Source organism: Achromobacter sp. RTa (genome assembly GCF_000757485.1).
GTDB lineage: Bacteria > Pseudomonadota > Gammaproteobacteria > Burkholderiales > Burkholderiaceae_B > Achromobacter.
The window spans coordinates 37,383-55,185 of the sequence record NZ_JPYO01000022.1 but is presented as its reverse complement, the minus strand read 5'-3'; the positions used below and the strand labels follow the sequence as shown (position 1 = coordinate 55,185).

At 66.7% G+C, this 17,803-nt stretch carries 12 protein-coding genes; 1 reads left to right on the top strand and 11 read right to left on the bottom strand.

Annotated elements, in window-relative coordinates; all coding sequences use genetic code 11:
• The first annotated feature begins 118 nt into the window (after positions 1-118).
• Positions 119-2,494, top strand: coding sequence for an RNA-binding transcriptional accessory protein Tex (gene tex / locus JL37_RS07070; RefSeq protein WP_043542930.1), 2,376 nt, complete (start codon positions 119-121; stop codon positions 2,492-2,494).
• Between the two features lie 98 nt (positions 2,495-2,592).
• Here tex and JL37_RS07065 read toward each other — a convergent pair whose 3' ends face one another.
• From JL37_RS07065 to JL37_RS07015, 11 genes are all read right to left on the bottom strand, one after another.
• Positions 2,593-3,930: a tryptophan--tRNA ligase gene (locus tag JL37_RS07065; RefSeq protein ID WP_043542929.1), complete on the bottom strand. Its 1,338-nt coding sequence runs from the start codon at positions 3,928-3,930 to the stop codon at positions 2,593-2,595.
• A gap of 67 nt (positions 3,931-3,997) precedes the next feature.
• Positions 3,998-4,321, bottom strand: a complete 324-nt coding sequence (locus JL37_RS07060) for a DUF3325 domain-containing protein (RefSeq protein WP_043542928.1) — start codon at positions 4,319-4,321, stop codon at positions 3,998-4,000.
• A complete protein-coding gene (locus JL37_RS07055; RefSeq protein WP_043542927.1) occupies positions 4,318-5,994 on the bottom strand; it encodes a PepSY domain-containing protein in 1,677 nt (558 codons plus the stop codon). The genes JL37_RS07060 and JL37_RS07055 overlap by 4 nt, the downstream gene beginning before the upstream one ends.
• On the bottom strand, positions 5,991-6,272 hold the full coding sequence (locus JL37_RS07050; RefSeq protein ID WP_043542926.1) for a DUF3649 domain-containing protein: 282 nt from the start codon (positions 6,270-6,272) through the stop codon (positions 5,991-5,993). The genes JL37_RS07055 and JL37_RS07050 overlap by 4 nt, the downstream gene beginning before the upstream one ends.
• Before the next feature lie 227 nt (positions 6,273-6,499).
• Positions 6,500-8,971 (bottom strand): TonB-dependent siderophore receptor, encoded by a 2,472-nt coding sequence (locus JL37_RS07045; RefSeq protein WP_043542925.1) that lies wholly within the window; start codon positions 8,969-8,971, stop codon positions 6,500-6,502.
• A 124-nt stretch (positions 8,972-9,095) separates the two neighbouring features.
• Positions 9,096-10,049 (bottom strand): FecR domain-containing protein, encoded by a 954-nt coding sequence (locus tag JL37_RS07040; protein WP_052096915.1) that lies wholly within the window; start codon positions 10,047-10,049, stop codon positions 9,096-9,098.
• The gene (locus tag JL37_RS07035) at positions 10,042-10,575 is read right to left on the bottom strand and encodes a sigma-70 family RNA polymerase sigma factor (protein ID WP_052096913.1); all 534 of its coding nucleotides are present in this window, start codon (positions 10,573-10,575) and stop codon (positions 10,042-10,044) included. Before JL37_RS07035 ends, JL37_RS07040 begins: the two co-directional genes overlap by 8 nt.
• 110 nt (positions 10,576-10,685) lie before the next feature.
• On the bottom strand, positions 10,686-11,777 hold the full coding sequence (gene zapE / locus JL37_RS07030) for a cell division protein ZapE (protein WP_043542924.1): 1,092 nt from the start codon (positions 11,775-11,777) through the stop codon (positions 10,686-10,688).
• A gap of 117 nt (positions 11,778-11,894) precedes the next feature.
• Entirely contained in the window at positions 11,895-13,322 is a 1,428-nt protein-coding gene (lpdA, locus tag JL37_RS07025) for a dihydrolipoyl dehydrogenase (protein ID WP_043542923.1), read from the bottom strand.
• Positions 13,323-13,424: 102 nt separating this feature from the next.
• Positions 13,425-14,645: a 2-oxoglutarate dehydrogenase complex dihydrolipoyllysine-residue succinyltransferase gene (gene odhB, locus JL37_RS07020; RefSeq protein WP_043542922.1), complete on the bottom strand. Its 1,221-nt coding sequence runs from the start codon at positions 14,643-14,645 to the stop codon at positions 13,425-13,427.
• Positions 14,646-14,748: 103 nt separating this feature from the next.
• The gene (locus JL37_RS07015) at positions 14,749-17,616 is read right to left on the bottom strand and encodes a 2-oxoglutarate dehydrogenase E1 component (RefSeq protein ID WP_043542921.1); all 2,868 of its coding nucleotides are present in this window, start codon (positions 17,614-17,616) and stop codon (positions 14,749-14,751) included.
• Between the last annotated feature and the right edge of the window lie 187 nt (positions 17,617-17,803).

Genomic DNA, 17,803 nt, shown 5'->3' with positions numbered 1-17,803 from the left:
GCCCTCCGCGTCTCGAAGCTGCCGCAATAGGGACGTATCCGTCCGCTTTGGCACGTCTTGTAACAGGCGCTTATGGCACAATCCGCCCCTTGTTTTCCCTTTTTGTCGTCGTATAGAGATGTCTGAAACTTCCACTATCACGAACGTCGCCGCCGGCGTCGACAACGCCCGCATCGTCGCGCAGCTCGCCACCGAGCTCGAAGCGCGCGCCTCCCAGATCGCTGCGGCGGTGGAACTGCTGGACGATGGCGCCACCGTCCCCTTCATCGCCCGCTACCGCAAGGAAGCCACCGGCGGCCTGGACGATACCGTGCTGCGCAACCTGGAAGTGCGCCTCGGGTATCTGCGCGAACTCGAAGAGCGCCGCGGCGCCATCCTCGAATCGATTTCCCAGCAGGGCAAGCTCACGCCCGAGCTGCAGCAGGAAATCGGCGCCGCCGATACCAAGCAGCGTCTCGAAGACCTGTACGCGCCGTACAAGCCCAAGCGCCGCACGCGCGCCCAGATCGCCCGCGAGGCCGGCCTGGAGCCTTTGGCCGACGCCATCCTGGCGGATCCCGCCTGCGACCCGGCCGCGCTGGCCGCCCAGTACCTGAATCCCGAAGCGTCCATCAATGACGCCAAGGCCGCGCTCGATGGCGCGCGCGACATCCTGGCCGAGCGCTACGCCGAGAACGCGGACCTGCTGGCCGACCTGCGCGAGCACCTGTGGTCCACCGGCCTGCTGTATTCCAAGATGGTCGAAGGCAAGGAGGCCGAAGGCGCCAATTTCCGCGACTGGTTCGACTTCAGCGAGCCGCTGCGCACCCTGCCCTCTCACCGCATCCTGGCGCTGCTGCGCGGCCGCCAGCAAGGCGTGCTGGAACTGCGCCTGGGCCTGGAGGCCGAGCTGGAAGCCCAGGTGCCGCATCCCTGCGTGGCCCGCGTCGCCAACTTCCTGAAGCTGGGCAACGGCCTGTTCGCGCTTGACGCCTCGCCGCGCGCCCGCTGGCTCGGCGAGGTCTGCCGCTGGACCTGGCGCGTGAAGCTGCTGACCGCTTTCGAAAGCGAACTGATCGGCCGCCTGCGTGAAAGCGGCGAAGCCGAGGCCATCCGCGTGTTCGCGGCCAACCTGAAGGACCTGCTGCTGGCCGCGCCGGCCGGCCCCAAGGCCGTGCTGGGCCTGGACCCCGGCATCCGCACGGGCTGCAAGGTCGCCGTCATCGACGTGACCGGCAAGGTAGTGGACACCACCACCGTCTACCCGTTCGAGCCGCGCCGCGACCGCGATGGCACGATCAACACGCTGGCCGCGCTTGTCGCGCGCCACAAGGTGGACCTGATCGCCATCGGCAACGGCACCGCCTCGCGTGAAAGCGAAAAGCTGGTCGGCGACATGATGGAACGCTTCCCCGACCTCAAGGTCACCCGCGTGGTGGTCTCCGAAGCCGGCGCGTCGGTGTACTCCGCATCCGAAACCGCCGCGCAGGAATTCCCCGACCTGGACGTGACGCTGCGCGGCGCCGTGTCCATCGCGCGCCGCCTGCAGGATCCGCTGGCCGAACTGGTCAAGATCGATCCGAAGGCCATCGGCGTGGGCCAGTACCAGCACGACGTGAACCAGCGCGAGCTGGCCCGCTCGCTGGACGCCGTGGTCGAAGACTGCGTGAACGCCGTGGGCGTGGACGTGAACACGGCCTCGGCCGCCCTGCTGGCCCGCGTGTCCGGCCTGAACTCGCTGCTGGCCAAGAACATCGTGGCCTGGCGCAACGAGAACGGCGCCTTCCCCACTCGTGACATCCTGCGCAAGGTGCCGCGCTTCGGCGACAAGGCGTTCGAGCAGGCCGCGGGCTTCCTGCGCATCCCCAACGGCGACAACCCGCTGGACGCGTCGTCCGTCCACCCCGAAGCCTACCCGGTCGTCGAGCGCATCGTTGCCAAGATCAAGGCAGAGGTGAAGCAGATCATCGGCCAGCGCGATGCGCTCAAGGGCGTCTCGCCGTCCGACTTCACCGACGAACGCTTCGGCTTGCCCACGGTGCGCGACATCTTCGCCGAACTGGAAAAGCCCGGCCGCGACCCGCGCCCCGAATTCAAGACGGCGCAGTTCAAGGAAGGCGTGGAAACGCTGAACGACCTGTACCCAGGCATGGTGCTGGAAGGCGTCGTGACCAACGTCGCCAACTTCGGCGCGTTCGTCGACATCGGCGTGCACCAGGACGGCCTGGTCCACATTTCGGCCCTGGCCGAGAAGTTCGTGAAGGATCCTCGCGACGTCGTGCGCGTGGGCCAGACGGTCAGCGTGAAGGTGCTGGAAGTGGACGCCGCGCGCAAACGCGTTGCGCTGACCATGCGCCTGAATGACACCGCGGCCCCCGCCCGCCGCAGCGGCGACGCCCCCAAGGGCGGCGACCGCGGCAACCGCCGGCAGCAAGGCGACGGCGGCCGCGGCGGCGCGGGCGGCGGCATGATGAACAGCGCGATGGCGGACGCCTTCGCGAAGCTCAAGCGCTGATCGCCAGCGCTCGGCCGCGCCCTGACGCTCGGCTGCATGGTCCAAAAAAAAGCCCGGCGCATGATGCGCCGGGCTTTTTTTGTCGCCGGGCGGCCGGCCTATTCCTGGGACAGCGAGTCCAGCGCTTCGCGCGCGCGCGCCAGCAAGGCGCCCTCCGGCGCGGTCGCGACGGTCACGCCGTCGATGATGGCGGCATAGCCCTGTCCGTCTGCCTGCAGCACCGCATCCGCGGGTTCCGACTGCAGGCGGCGCATCAAGGCGCCGGCTTCCTTGGGATCGGCGAAGCGCTGCGACAGGAGCAATTCCTCGCCGTCGGCGGCCAGCAGGCGGAAACGGAAACCGCCATCTTCGTCGCGGAAGCTGACGAAACGCGCGCCCTTGCCCTTTTCCTTCTTGGGCTCCGCGCCCCTGGCGCCCGCGGATGCGGCTTCCAGGTTGCGCAGGCCAACTGCCTGGCGCAGTTCGCGCATGAACGGCTCCGACAGCTTGCGGGCCTTGGCGGCGCCCGCCTGCAGGATGTCTTCGATACGGCCGGGATTGGCCATCAGGTCGAAGTACTTCTCCCGCATGGGCGCGAGCAGGTTTTCCAGGTGGTCGTAGAGGGCCTGCTTGGCGTCGCCCCAGCCCAGCCCTTCTTCCAGCTGCTTGCGGAATGCGACGGACTGCTCCGGCGTGGCGAACGCGCGGTAGATCGTGTACAGGTGCGAGTTCTCGGCGTCCTTGGGTTCGCCGGGCTGGCGCGAATCGGTCACGATGCGCATCACCGAAGCGCGCAGCGCGCGGGCGCCGCCCTCGAACAGCGGGATCGTGTTGTTGTAGCTCTTGGACATCTTGCGGCCGTCCAGTCCAGGCAGCGTCGCCACGTCTTCCTCGATCACCACTTCCGGCAGGGTGAAGTAATCACGGCCATAGAGGTGATTGAAGCGCTGGGCGATGTCGCGCGCCATTTCCAGGTGCTGGATCTGATCGCGGCCCACCGGCACCTTGTTGGCGTTGAACATCACGATATCCGCGGCCATCAGCACCGGATACGAGAACAGCCCCATCGTGACGCCGTCGTCCGGCTCCACGCCCTTCGCCTCGTTCTGGTCCACCGCCGCCTTGTAGGCGTGCGCCCGGTTCATCAGGCCCTTGGCCGTGACGCAGTTCAGCATCCAGGTCAGTTCGGGGATCTCGGGGATATCCGACTGGCGATAGAAGGTCACGCGTTCGTGGTCCAGCCCCACGGCCAGCCAGGTGGCGGCGATTTCAAGGCGCGAACGCGCCACGCGGGCAGGGTCGTCGCACTTGATCAGCGCGTGGTAATCGGCCATGAAGAAGAATGCGTCCACGCCGGGCTGCGTGCTGGCCTGGACGGCGGGACGGATCGCGCCCGCGTAGTTGCCGAGGTGGGGTGTTCCAGAGGTGGTGATGCCGGTGAGGACGCGGGTATTCATGAGGCGAAGAGGCGTTTAGGGGAAAACACCCAGTGTAACGTGCCGGACGGACGCCGCGCCCGCAGCGCTACAGAACGGCCAGAACCGGCGCCGCCAACGCGCACAGGCCGCCCGCCGTCAATGCGGCGCGCGGCCGGAAGGTCAGGAACCAGATCAGCAGCAGGCCGGCAATGCTGAGGATGCCGATCCATTCGACCGTGCCGTAGCTCCAGCCCCAGACCGCCGCCGAAGCGCACAGGGACAAGGCCAACGCGAGCCATCCGAACGCGCGCAGCGGCACGCGATGCCGCCGCGGCAGCGCGCGGTCGAAGAGATCCTCGTAGTGGCGGTCCATGCCCAGGCACAGGGCGGAGAACCCCGCATAGGCCAGGCAGAAGGCGGCAAGCGTCATGGCGTATCACCTCTGGGTTCATAAACGGCGCGGCCCGGGGCGGCCTCGGCAACGCGGGAGGAGATGGAGCTGGCGGCGACGGGCTTTCCGGCGACGGGTTTCCCTGCCCGCGCCTTGGCCGCCGCTTTTGCCGGCGCCTTGCCGGCCTTGCGCGCCATCCAGCCGAACAGCGCCGCGCCGGCCAGGCAGGTCAGGTCGAAACCGGCCATGACCCAATCGCCGGCGGGCAGCGACACCCCAAGGTGGCGCGAGGTGGTGCATGCATTGGCCAACGGCACCAGGGCAAGCGCCACGGCGGCCACGGCCAGCAGGTCCGGCCATTTGCGGCGCTGGAACAGGAAGGCATAGATCAGCGACAAGCCCCAGGCCGAGAAAAAGGCGCGGACTTCCCAGACCTGGCGGCCGGGCATGTCTGCCGGCAACAGGCGATTGGCCAGGAAGAAAGCCGCAACCCCGAAAACCACGCCTGCGATGGTGCCGGCATTCAGGCCGTCTACCAGGCGCAGCGAAAATGCCTCGCGCGCATCTCCCGGCCGGGCTTTCTGGCGACGCTTGGCGATCCACAGGACCAGCCCCGTGCCCACCATGCCCGTGCCCGCCAGGCTCACCAGGAAATACAGCCATCGCAGCAGCGGTTCGGCGAACAGCCCCAGGTGCAGCCCGGTGATGATACCGGCGGTTTGCACGGTGGCGCTGAGTTCATCCTCGCCTTCCTGCAATTCGCCCGTCACGCCATTGAAGCGCATGTAGGGCGCCAGCCGGCCATACGACACGCCGTCGGCGGCGTTGCGGACCAGGGTCACGATGGCGCCGGCATCGCCGGGGTTGTTGACCGTGACGCGGCCCACGCGGCCCTGCCAATGCTGTTCGGCCTGGGCCACCAGCGGCGCGAGCGGGACCGTCGGCGCCGGTTGGTTCAACGGCGGCGTGATCTTGAACGATTTGAAGACCTCGTCGGTGTATTGCCGCGGGTTCTCGTAAACGGCGTGGATGCCGGCGGGCATCAACATGACCATGAACAGCACGAGCCCGCTGAACGTGATCATCAGGTGGAACGGCAAGCCCAGCACCGACAAGGCGTTGTGCCCGTCCATCCAGGCGCGCTGCCCGCCCTTTCTTGGGCGGAAGGTAAAGAAATCGGCGAATATCTTCTTGTGGGTGATGATGCCGCTGATGATCGCCACCAGCATGAACATGCCAGCGATGCTCGCCAGCCAGCGCCCCCACGGGAACGCGGTTTCCAGTTCGAAGTGGAATCGGTAGAAAAAATCGCCGCCGCGCGTTTCGCGGCCGGTAACGGCCTGCCCGCTCTGCGGATCCAGCTTCACGCGCACGAAACCGCGTTCGCCCGGTTTGGGCTTGGGCACCTGGTACAACAGCTGGATGAGCGGCTCGCGGTTCGACGGCGGCGTGATGAACCAGCGCTTGGCGTCCGGCGCGTGCTCGTTCAAGTAGCGTTGCGCCTGCTCCACCGCCTGCACTGAAGCGATCGGGCGCGCCTGGATCTCCGGCTGCATCCAACCCGTGATCTCGGGCCGGAAAAACGCCAGCGTGCCGGTCAGGAACATCGCGTACAGCACCCATCCGAAGATCAGGCCGGCCCACGTGTGCAGCCAGGACATGGACTGGCGCAGGCCTTCCTCGCCCTGCGCCTTGGGTTTCGCCGCCTTCATGCCATCCCCATCGCCCGCCCGACCAGGAACATGGCGCCGAGCACGGCAGCCGGCAGCAGAATGCCGGCCCAGGCCCGCCACGCATTGCGCGTGGCGAATACCCAGATCACGCCGCAGGCGTAGAACACGAAGGACAGCATCTGCGCCGTGGTCACGGCGTCCGCCCTGCCCATCGGCAACCAGACGGCCAGGCAGGCCGCAGCCGCCGAGGCCAGGGCATAGCCGCCCAGGATGGCCGCCGCCATGCGGGAGAAGACGGCCAGACGGTAGCGCATCATGCCTGCGCCGGCAGCGGGCGCTTTCACAGGGACACGTTGCCGGTCAGGATGGATACGTAGCGGGTCCTTGCGCAGGACCTGCCGCCGGCGCCCGTCGCGCCCGCGAAGGCGGCCGGAGTTCTTGCGAATGCCATTGTTGATTTTCCTTTGGTCCAGCCCAGGTGTTTGACTGGACCTAAATTATAACCATTCTCACTACGTTATGAAGCGAGGCGCGGAAATCAGGACTACCAGCGATACCGCAGGCTCGCCTTGATCGAACGCTGGTAGCCATACCAGCACCAGGAATCGCCCGCGCACGATGCGATGTATTCCTTGTCGAAGAGGTTCTGCACGTTCAGCGCCACCTGCATGCCCTTCAACGAGGGCGACGCGCGGCCGAGGTCGTAATCCAGCATCAGGTCGAACAACGTGACCGACGGGACCTTCAGGCTGTTGGCCTCATCCCCGTACGACGAACCGATGTAGCGCACGCCGCCGCCCACGCCCAGGCCGGCCAGCGGGCCTTCCTGCAACTGGTAGCGGGCCCAGGCGGACGCCTGTTGCGACGGCACGCCCACGGGCGTCTTGCCCTTCAGGTTCAGGCCCGCCGCATTGGGATAGGCCTTGGAGTACTCGTTGTCCATCAGCGAATACGCCGCCACCAGCGTCAGCCCGCGCATGGGCTCGGTCTTGGCCTCCAGTTCGATGCCCTGCGTGCGCAGCTCCCCCGCCTGGATGGAGCAGCGCCCGCCGGCCGTTCCGCAGACATGGGTGGGGTCCGGATCCGTGGTCGTCATGTTCTCGCGGCGGATATCGAAGGCGGCGGCCGTCAGCATCGTGGCGCTGCCCGGGGGCTGGTACTTGATGCCCACTTCGTACTGCTTGCCCTCGATCGGCTTGAACGGCGTGTTGTTCCAGCCCGTGCCCGATTGCGGTTCGAACGATTCCGAATAGCTGAAGTACGGCGCCACGCCGTTGTCGAAGTTGTAGATGACGCCCATGCGGCCCGAGAACGCTTCGGCGTTCAGCGACGAAGGAGCGACGCGGCCGGTCGCGAGCGTCGTGGTTTCGCCGACGGTGCGCGACCAATCGTAGCGTCCGCCCAGCAGCACCGAAAGGCGGTCGATCCTGATCTGATCCTGGAAATACACGCCCGTCTGGTATTGCTTGGACGTGGCGTCCGTGGAAAACGCCGGAGCGGGGATGTTCTGATGGTTGTCCGGATTCAGCACGTCCAGCGTCGGCGCGGTGCCGAACCCCGACAGGGTGTCGGTCTTGACGTGCTGATAGTCCAGGCCCAGCAGCACGGTATGGTTGAAGGCGCCCGTGTCGAAGCGCGCCTGCAGATTGTTGTCGAGCGTCAGCGCCCCCACGTCCACGTCCGTCGCGATCGACGAACGCTGCTGGTACAGGTACGTTTTGTCCGTATAGCCGTAGTTGCTCGTCATCGCGCCGTAGATGCTGCGGTAGCGCGCTTCGGAACGCGTCCAGCGCAGGCTTTGCGAGGCCTTGAACGTGTCGTTGAAGCGATGGTCCAGCACGTAGCCCAGCGAATAGCTCTTGCGGTCGCTCTCTTCGAAATTGGCGTCCCCGTCGTAATAGTCGGCCGGCAGCCGGATTCCGTCCGGCGCCGAGCGCAGCGTGCGCATCGAGGACACGCTGCCGTACGACCCCATGTCCGGATCGTGCTGGAAATTCGTCAGGATGGTCAGCGACGTGTCGCCGTTGGGCCTCCAGGTGAAGGCCGGCGCTACGAAGTAGCGGCGCTCCTTGGTGTCCTTGACCTGGCCATCGGACATATAGCCCGACCCCACCAGGCGATACAGATACTTGCCATCGTCGTCCAGCGAACCGCCGAAGTCGAAATTGGCGCGGCGGTAATCGTAGTTGCCGACCTGCACTTCGACCTCTCGCAGCGTCTCTTCCAGCGGACGCTTGCTCACCTGGTTCACCACGCCGCCCGGACCGCCTTGCCCGTACATGACCGACGCCGGCCCCTTCAGCACGTCCACGCGCTCCAGGCGGTAGGCATCCACCTGCGGCAGCGCGTCGCGGCCGCCGAACACGCGCAGGCCGTCCAGGTAGGTCGACGCGGAGAACCCGCGCACGCTGAACTGGTCCAGCCGCGTCGCCGTGGCGCCGCGCGTCTCGGTCGCCACGCCCGCCGTATAGCGCAGCACCTGGTTCAATGTCTGCGCGCCCTGCTCCGTGATCTGTTCGCGGGTAACGACGGACACGGACTGCGGCGTCTCGATGAGGGGGGTGTCGGTCTTGGTGGCGCTGGCACTGGCCGTGGCCACGTAGCCCACCGTGGGCGCGAACGCGCTGTCGGCCATGCCCGATACGGTCACCGGAGCCAGCGTCGTCGTGCCGCCCTCGAACGAGGACGCCGGCTCCAGGGTCCACGCATTGCCCGATTGGGCGCGCGCCTGCAGCCCGCTGCCCGACAGCAGGCGGGCGAATCCGGCGCTCACCGAATAGGCCCCTTCCAAGCCCTCCGAGCGGCGATTGCGCACAAGCGCGGGGTCGAACGACAAGATCACGCCCGCGCTGCGCGCGAACTGCGTCAAGGCGTCGGCCAGCGGGCCGGCGGCGATCCGGTAGCTGCGCGCGGCATCGGCGGCCGCGGAAACGGCCTGGGCCCGGGCCTGCGGCATGCCTGCGATGAACGCGCCCGCGCAGGCGGCGGCCAGCACGGCGAGGCGGCCTGCGGCCATGGGTGCGCGCACGCGCGAGTGGGGTGAAGCGGACACGAAACTCTCCCTGTACGGTGATGTCTATTTCTGCTTTCCGTACGGGATCCGAAAACCTGCAAGGCGCGAACGGGGAAATTTGTAACTGTCAGGTCTCGCGGGGGCCAACCCACAGCAGGTACCGCGTATGGCGCGTCACGCTGATGGGCAAGGCGGGCTCAAGCGCCTTGAGCGCCCGCTCGGCGTCGTCCAGCGGGAACACCCCCGACAGCCTCAGCCCCGCCACCGCCGGGTCCACGCGGATCATGCCGACGCGTTGGCGGGCCAGGTAGCGCGCGAACTCGTCCAGGCGCCAATCCTTCGCCACCACCATGCCGTCGATCCAGGCCAGCCGGTCCGGATCCGAGGGCAGGCGGCTGATTTCGCCGTAGTCCGAGAACGCCAGACGCTCCCCCGCGGCCGCCAGCGTCATCGCGCCCGCGCGCAGCAGCTGCACGCTGCCTTCGTAGACGCCCACACGCGCGCCGTCGCCGGTACGCCGCAGATCGAAGCGCGCCGCATCCGCGCGCAGCTCGCCGTAGCCGGTGTCCACGCGCAACGGCGCAACGCCGGGACGCGCCTCGGTGCGCACCAGCATTTCGCCGCGCAGCAGATCGATGCCGCGGGCCTCGCGCCCCAGGCTCAGGCGCACCGCGCTGTCGCTGTTCAAGGTGATGTGCAGCCCGTCGGCCACCGCAACCGCGCGCCGTTCGCCGATGCCGGTGCTGAGGTCCGCGGCCAGTCGCTGCCACGGAGCATGGCGATAGCCCGCCCAACCAGTGACGGCCACGCCGGAGAGCGCCAGCAGCCCGCGCAGAACCGCCCGGCGGCCTTCCGGCGGCGACGCGGCCAACGCCGAATGCGCCAGGGCGGAAGGCACGCGGCGCGCGTCCCGCCCGATGCGCTGCAGGCGCTCCCAGGCCTGGCGATGCGCGGGGTCCTGCGCCAGCCAGGCCTCGCACGCCTGGCGCTCATCGGGGCCAGCCACGCCGGACTGCAGCCTGGCCCACCAGGCGATCGCCTGGTTCACGACGGCGTCCGGCGGCGCGGCGGCGCTATCCATAGAACGCCGCATAGCATGCGGACATCGCGCGCACCATGTACTGCTGCACGGAACTCAGGGAAACGCCCAGGCGCTCGGCGATTTCGGGATAGGTCAGGCCGTCCAGCTGGGACAGCAGGAAGGCCGAGCGCGCCTTGGGAGGCAGGCCGTCCAGCAGCCGGTCCAGCTCCGCCAGCGATTGCAGCTGCTCGGCCTGGGCTTCGGGAGAAGGCGCATAGGCCTCCGGGATGGCGGCCAGGTAGGCGAGATAGGCGCGCTCGAGGGCGGCGTGCCGCTGGTGGTCCACCACCAGGCCCTTGGCGATCGTGGTGAGCAGCGCCCGCGCCTCGCATGCGCGCACCGCCTTGCGGCCCTGGATCAACCTGAGGAATACGTCCTGCGCCAGGTCTTCTGCGCGGTGCTCGCACCCCAGCCTGCGGCGCAGCCATCCGAACAGCCAGGGGCGATGATCGCGGTACAGGCCGTCGACGGGCGCGGGCGGAGCATCAGCGCCCGGGGCCGAAGTGGACAGAAAGGTGGAAGGCACGGTAGAGACAGCGGCACTGGACCAGAAGTCTCAAAATCTTAATTGATAATGACTTGCATTACTAATTCAATCTATGCCAGGCCCGGAAAATCCGGGCGAATGCGGCATAACTACAACGACACGGCCAGCCGGCGTTCGGACTCGAGGTATTCGCGCGACTGCATTTCGAGAATACGCGAGACCGTGCGATGGAACTCGTTCGCCAGCGCACCTTCGGTATAGATTTCCTCGGGTTCGCATTCGGCGGACATAATGAGCTTGACGCGATGGTCGTAGAACACGTCGATCAGCCAGGTGAAGCGACGCGCCTCGGACGCCTGGCGCGGCCCCATCCTGGGCACGCCGGACAGGATCACGGCGTGGAAGCGGTTGGCCAGTTCCAGGTAGTCGTTCTGCGAGCGCGGGCCGCCGCAAAGCGTGGCGAAGTCGAACCACACCACCGAACCCGCCAGCGCCAGCGCGCGGATCTCGCGGTGCTCGATATGCAGCAGCGGCTCCTGGGGCGGCGTGTCGGCCAGGGTGTCGAAGGCTTTCTGCAGCGCTTGCTGGGCATGCTCGTCCAGCGGGGTGTGGTAGCACTGCACCTGTTCGAGCGAACGGCGGCGGTAGTCGACGCCGGCGTCCACGTTCATGACGTCCATGCGCGTCTGGATCAGCTTGATGGCGGGCAGCACGCGGTCGCGGTGCAGGCCGTCGGGGTACAGCGTCGAGGGCTCGTAATTGGAAGTCATCACGAACGACGTGCCGTACTCGAACAGCTTGAGCAGCAGGCGGTGCAGGATCATGGCGTCCGCCACGTCGGAGACGTGGAATTCGTCGAAGCAGATAAGGCGGTAACGCTTCGCCACCCGCCTGGCCACTTCGTCCAGCGGGTCCTGCATGCCCTTCACCTCTTCCAGTTCACGGTGCACGCCTCGCATGAATTCATGGAAGTGCAGGCGCGTCTTGCGCACCACGGGCACCGTGGCGTAGAAGGCGTCCATCAGGAAGCTCTTGCCCCGCCCCACTCCGCCCCAGAGGTACACGCCTCGCGGCACGTCGGGACGGTTCAGCAGCTTCTTCAGCGCGTTCGAGCGCATCGATTTGAACTTGACCCAGTCGTCGTAGTAGCGCTGCAGCCGGTCGATCGCCAGCTTCTGGGCGCTATCGGGCTTGTAGCCGCGTTCGGCCAGGGCGTGTTCGTAGTATTCGCTGACGTTCATGTGGGAAAGCAGGATTTGCTGCCCGCTGGGGGCGGTTTCATCTTGGGGCGTTCGTCCGACTATAAAAAAAAGGGCGGATCCTTGAACCCGCCCCGTCTTGCATCGGCTACGCGTCGATCAGAAGTTCAGCGCGCGCTTGTCCACGGCCAATGCGGCTTCCTTCACGGCTTCCGACAGCGTCGGGTGCGCGTGGCAGATGCGGGCGATGTCTTCGGCGGCGCCGCGGAATTCCATGATGGTCACGGCTTCCGAGATCAGTTCCGAGGCCATCGGGCCCACGATGTGCACGCCCAGGACCTCGTCGGTCTTGGCATCGGCGATCACCTTGGCGAAGCCGGTCGTGTCGCCCAGCGCGCGGGCGCGGCCGTTGGCCAGGAAGGGGAAGCTGCCGGCCTTGTACTCGCGGCCTTCGGCCTTGAGCTGCTGCTCGGTCTTGCCCACCCAGGCGATTTCCGGCGAGGTGTAGATGACCCACGGCACGGTGTCGAAGTTGACGTGGCCATGCTGGCCGGCGATGCGCTCGGCAACCGCGACGCCCTCTTCCTCGGCCTTGTGCGCCAGCATCGGGCCGCGCACGACGTCGCCCACCGCCCACACGTTCGGCAGGTTGGTCTTGCAGTCGCCGTCCACGGCGACGAAGCCGCGTTCGTCGAGCTTCAAGCCCACGGCATCGGCGTTCAGGCCGCCGGTGTAGGGCACGCGGCCGATCGAGACGATCAGCTTGTCCACCACCAGCTTCTGCTCGGCGCCCTTGGCATCGACGTAGGGCACCGTCACCGACTTGGCGGTGGCCTTGATCTCACCGATCTTGACGCCCATCTGGATGTTCAGGCCTTGCTTGGTGAAGGCCTTGAGGGCTTCCTTGGCCACTTGCTGGTCGGCGGCGGCCAGGAATTCCGGCATCGCTTCCAGGATGGTGACTTCCGAACCCAGGCGGCGCCATACGCTGCCCATTTCCAGGCCGATCACGCCGGCGCCGATCACGCCCAGCGTCTTCGGCACGGCGCCGATGTTCAGCGCGCCGTCGTTGGAGAGCACGACCTTTTCATCGAACGGCAGGCCGGGCAGTTCGCGCGCCGACGAGCCGGTCGCGACCACGACATGCTTGGCCACCAGGTCGGCTTCGGCCGTGCCGGTGACCTTGATGGCCCAGCCGCCGTCCACCTGGCCGGCGAACGCGCCCTTGCCATGGAAGAAGGTGACCTTGTTCTTCTTGAACAGGTACAGGATGCCGTCGTTGTTCTGCTTGACCACCGTGTTCTTGCGGCCGATCAGCGTGTCGAGCTTCAGGCTGACGCCCTTGACCTCGATGCCGTGCTCGGCGAAGTGGTGGTTGGCCTGTTCGAAATGCTCGGACGATTGCAGCAGCGCCTTGGACGGGATGCAGCCGACGTTGGTGCAGGTGCCGCCGGGAGCCGGGCCGCCCTGGCCGTTCTGCCAGGCGTCGATGCAGGCCACCGACATGCCGAGTTGGGCCGCGCGGATGGCTGCGATGTAGCCGCCGGGGCCGGCGCCGATCACGACGACGTCAAATTGTTGGGACATAGTGTTCTCGCGAAGAGGTATTGAGTGAAACACGCCCCGCCCTGCGGGCCGGCCGGAAGCCGGCCGGGGCGCCGCGGCGGGCGCCGGGCCGGGGCGTCGAGATTACAGGTCCAGCAACAGGCGCTGCGGATCTTCCAGGGCGTCCTTCATGGCGACCAGGCCCAGCACGGCTTCGCGGCCGTCGATGATGCGGTGGTCATAGGACAGGGCCAGGTAGTTCATCGGGCGGATGACGATCTGGCCGTTTTCGACAACCGGGCGCTCCTTGGTGGCGTGCACGCCCAGGATGGCCGATTGCGGCGGGTTGATGATCGGGGTGGACAGCATCGAGCCGAACACGCCGCCGTTGGAGATCGAGAACGTGCCGCCGGTCATCTCTTCGATGCCCAGCTTGCCGTCGGCGGCGCGGCGGCCGAAGTCGGCGATGGTCTTTTCGATGTCGGCGATCGACAGCTGATCGGCATTGCGCAGGATCGGCACGACCAGGCCGCGCGGGCTGCCCACGGCGATACCGATGTCGAAGTAGCCGTGGTAGATGATGTCCTTGCCGTCGATCGAGGCGTTGATCAGCGGGAACTTCTTCAGCGCGGCCACGGCGGCCTTGACGAAGAACGACATGAAGCCCAGCTTGATGCCGTGCTCTTTCTCGAACTTGTCCTTGTACTTGTTGCGCAGATCGATGACCGCTTGCATGTTCACTTCGTTGAACGTGGTCAGGATCGCGTTTTCCTGCTGCGATTGCAGCAGGCGCTCGGCGATGCGGGCGCGCAGGCGGCTCATCGGCACGCGCTGTTCCGGACGGCCGTCCAGCGACAGCGTGGCCGGGGCGGGAGCGGCGGCCGGAGCAGCCTTGGCGGGCGCGCTGGCGGCCAGGGCGTCGCCCTTGGTCACGCGGCCATCGCGGCCGGTGCCGGCGACGCTGGCGGCGTCCACGCCCTTCTCGGCGAGGATCTTGGAAGCGGCGGGCGAAGCCACGCCGGCAGCGGCCGACGAGGCGGGCGCGGCGGTCGGGGCGGCGGCGGCCTGTTCGGCGGCCTTGGGAGCCTCGGCGGGCGCGGTCGCGGCAGCGGCGGCGGCCTTGCCGGCGGTGTCGATGCGGGCCAGCACTTCGCCCGAGGTGACGGTGCTGCCGTCACCCTTGACGATTTCAGCCAGCACGCCCGAAGCCGGGGCCGGCACTTCCAGCACGACCTTGTCGGTCTCGACTTCGATCAGGATTTCGTCCGCTTCGACGGCTGCGCCCGGCTGCTTCTTCCAGGTCAGCAGGGTCGCTTCGGAAACGGATTCGGAGAGTTGGGGAACGACGACGTCGGTGATAGCCATTTTGTTTATTCCGTAAGGTGTTTGTTCTGGACCGCGCAGCGCGGGCAAAGTTCGAAACGGGGTTCCTGGAACTTGCCGCGCGCCGCGCGCGCATCGGGTTGGGTTACTTGGTCAGCATGACCTTGAACTTGGGCGCGAAGGCCGTTTCGATCAAGGCCTTCTGCTGCTCCTGGTGCTTGGCCAGGTAGCCCACGGCCGGCGAAGCGGACGCGGCACGACCGGCGTAGCCCAGCTTCTGGCCTTCGACCATGTTCTCGTACACGTGATGCTGAACATAGAACCACGGGCCCTGGTTCTGCGGCTCGTCCTGGACCCAGATCACTTCGGTTGCCTTCGGGTACTTGCGCAGTTCGGCCTCGAAGGACTTGTGCGCAAACGGGTACAGCTGCTCGACGCGGATGATGGCGACGTTGTCGGCGCCACGTTCGCGGCGGGCATTGACCAGATCGTAGTAGACCTTGCCCGAGCAAGCCAGCACGCGCTTGACCTTTGCGGCGTCGATGGCCTCGTCGACCTCGCCGATCACCGGACGGAAGCTGCCGCCGGCCAGATCGGTCAGGGGCGAGCCGGCGTCCTTGTTGCGCAGCAGCGACTTGGGCGTGAACAGCACCAGCGGCTTGCGGAACGGCCGGATCATCTGGCGGCGCAGCACGTGGAAGATCTGCGAGGCCGAGGTCGGCTGGACCACTTGCATGTTGTTGTCGGCGCACAGTTGCAGGAAGCGCTCGATGCGGCCCGACGAGTGCTCGGGGCCCTGGCCTTCGTAGCCGTGCGGCAGCATCAGGGTGAGGCCCGACTGGCGGCCCCACTTGGCTTCGCCGGAGCTGATGAACTGGTCGATCACGACCTGGGCGCCGTTGACGAAGTCGCCGAACTGGCCTTCCCAGATGGTCAGCGTGTTGGGCTCGGCGCTGGAGTAACCGTATTCAAAGCCCAGCACCGCCTCTTCGGACAGCACGGAGTCGATCACGGTGAACGGAGCCTGGCCTTCCGAGACGTTCTGCAGCGGAATGTAGGTGCCATCGTTCCAGCGTTCGCGGTTCTGGTCGTGCAGCACGGCGTGGCGGTGCGTGAACGTGCCGCGGCCGGAGTCCTGGCCGGTGATGCGGATGGCGTAGCCCGAGGACACCAGGGTGGCGAAAGCCAGATGCTCGCCCATGCCCCAGTCCAGGTTCATTTCACCCTTGGCCATGGTGCGGCGGTCGTTCAACAGCTTGGCGACCAGCGGGTGCACGGTGAAGCCTTCCGGCACCGTGGTGATGCGTTCGCCGATGCGCTTGAGTTCGGCCAGCGGCACGGCGGTGTCGGCCTGGTCGGTCCACTTGGCGCCCAGGAACGGCGACCAGTCGATGGCGTACTTGCTCTTGTAGTCGGTCAGCACCGGTTCGATGGTGCGCTGGCCGTCTTCCATCAGCTGGCGGTAGTCCTTGACCAGCTGATCGGCTTCGCCTTCGGCCAGCACGCCTTGCGTGGTCAGCTTGTCGGCGTACAGCTTGCGCGTGCCGGGGTGGTGGCCGATGCGCTTGTACATCAGGGGCTGCGTGAGCGACGGGGTGTCCTGCTCGTTGTGGCCCAGCTTGCGGAAGCAGACGATGTCCACGACGATGTCGTGGCGGAACTGCAGGCGGTAGTCCAGGGCCAGCTTGGTCACGAACACCACGGCTTCGGGATCGTCGCCGTTGACGTGGAACACGGGCGCTTCGATCATCTTGACCACGTCGGTGCAATACAGCGTCGAACGCGTATCGCGCGGGTCGGACGTGGTGAAGCCGATCTGGTTGTTGATGACGATGTGCAGCGTGCCGCCCGTGCCGTAGCCGCGGGTCTGGGCCAGGTTCAGGGTTTCCATGACCACGCCCTGGCCGGCGAAGGCCGCGTCGCCGTGCACCAGCACCGGCAGCACTTGCTTGCCTTCGGCGTCGCCGCGGCGTTCCTGCCGGGCGCGGGCGCTGCCCTCGACCACGGGGTTGACGATTTCCAGGTGGGACGGGTTGAACGCCAGCGACAGGTGGACCGGGCCGCCACGGGTGGACAGGTCGCTCGAGAAGCCGTTGTGGTACTTCACGTCGCCGTCGGTCAGGCCTTCGGCGTGCTTGCCTTCGAACTCGGCGAACAGGTCGCCGGGCATCTTGCCCATGATGTTCACGAGCAGGTTCAGGCGGCCGCGGTGGGCCATGCCGACCACGATTTCCTGGACGCCGTTTTCACCGGCGTGGTTCACCACTTCGTCCATCGAGGCGATGAAGCTTTCGCCGCCTTCCAGCGAGAAGCGCTTCTGGCCGACGTACTTGGTGTGCAGGAAACGCTCGAGGCCTTCGGACTCGGTCAGTTGCTGCAGGATGTGGCGCTTTTCTTCGGCCGTGTAGGACGGCGCGCCCAGAGTGGCTTCCAGGCGTTCCTGGATCCAGCGCTTGGCGGCGGGGTCGGAGATGTGCGTAAATTCGGCACCGATGCTGCGGCAGTAGGTGTCGCGCAGCGCCTTCAGGATGTCGCGCAGCGTCATGGTGCTGGCGGTCGTGAAGTAGGTGTTGGTTGCGGAGTAGGTCTGGTCCAGGTCCGCTTCGGTCAGGCCGTAGAAGGCCGGATCGAGTTCCGGGATCGGCGGACGCTCCTGGCGCTTGAGCGGATCCAGGTCGGCCCAGCGCGAACCCAGCGAGCGGTAGGCGGCGATCAGCGATTGCACCGAGACCTGCTTGCTGGCGACGCTGAGGTCGGGTTCGGCCGCGCGTTGCACGAAGGCATTGGCCTTGGCGCGCTGGGCGAACGATTCGACGATGGGAGCGTGGGCCTGGTCGCGGGTGGATTCCTGGCCGTCGGTCGCGGGAGCGTGCTGCAGCTGGTCGAAATATTCGCGCCAGTTGTCAGGTACCGAACCGGGGTTATCGAGGTAGGCTTCGTAAAGCTCCTCGACATAGGGGGCATTACCCCCGAATAAATAAGACGTGGATAGAGATTCCCATTCCGAAGACATATCGCTTCACCTTTACGAGTGCTTCACTCGACACGATGCAGGAAAACCTTCCGCGACACGGGCTTCCCGGTTAGCGGATAGCAGGGGCAGAAGGCGCGTACAAGCCTTGAAAGCCGTATGGCCGAGAGTATAACCCTTTGAGTTTATGGGCGTCTTCCTGCGTTTGCGTGACGCAAAAGCGAATTGG

Excerpts from the sequence above, each read along its gene's own strand:
- tex (WP_043542930.1), top strand. The coding sequence starts at position 119 with ATGTCTGAAACTTCCACTATCACGAACGTCGCCGCCGGCGTCGACAAC.
- JL37_RS07065 (WP_043542929.1), bottom strand. The coding sequence starts at position 3,930 with ATGAATACCCGCGTCCTCACCGGCATCACCACCTCTGGAACACCCCAC.
- JL37_RS07060 (WP_043542928.1), bottom strand. The coding sequence starts at position 4,321 with ATGACGCTTGCCGCCTTCTGCCTGGCCTATGCGGGGTTCTCCGCCCTG.
- JL37_RS07055 (WP_043542927.1), bottom strand. The coding sequence starts at position 5,994 with ATGAAGGCGGCGAAACCCAAGGCGCAGGGCGAGGAAGGCCTGCGCCAG.
- JL37_RS07050 (WP_043542926.1), bottom strand. The coding sequence starts at position 6,272 with ATGATGCGCTACCGTCTGGCCGTCTTCTCCCGCATGGCGGCGGCCATC.
- JL37_RS07045 (WP_043542925.1), bottom strand. The coding sequence starts at position 8,971 with ATGGCCGCAGGCCGCCTCGCCGTGCTGGCCGCCGCCTGCGCGGGCGCG.
- JL37_RS07040 (WP_052096915.1), bottom strand. The coding sequence starts at position 10,049 with ATGGATAGCGCCGCCGCGCCGCCGGACGCCGTCGTGAACCAGGCGATC.
- zapE (WP_043542924.1), bottom strand. The coding sequence starts at position 11,777 with ATGAACGTCAGCGAATACTACGAACACGCCCTGGCCGAACGCGGCTAC.
- lpdA (WP_043542923.1), bottom strand. The coding sequence starts at position 13,322 with ATGTCCCAACAATTTGACGTCGTCGTGATCGGCGCCGGCCCCGGCGGC.
- odhB (WP_043542922.1), bottom strand. The coding sequence starts at position 14,645 with ATGGCTATCACCGACGTCGTCGTTCCCCAACTCTCCGAATCCGTTTCC.
- JL37_RS07015 (WP_043542921.1), bottom strand. The coding sequence starts at position 17,616 with ATGTCTTCGGAATGGGAATCTCTATCCACGTCTTATTTATTCGGGGGT.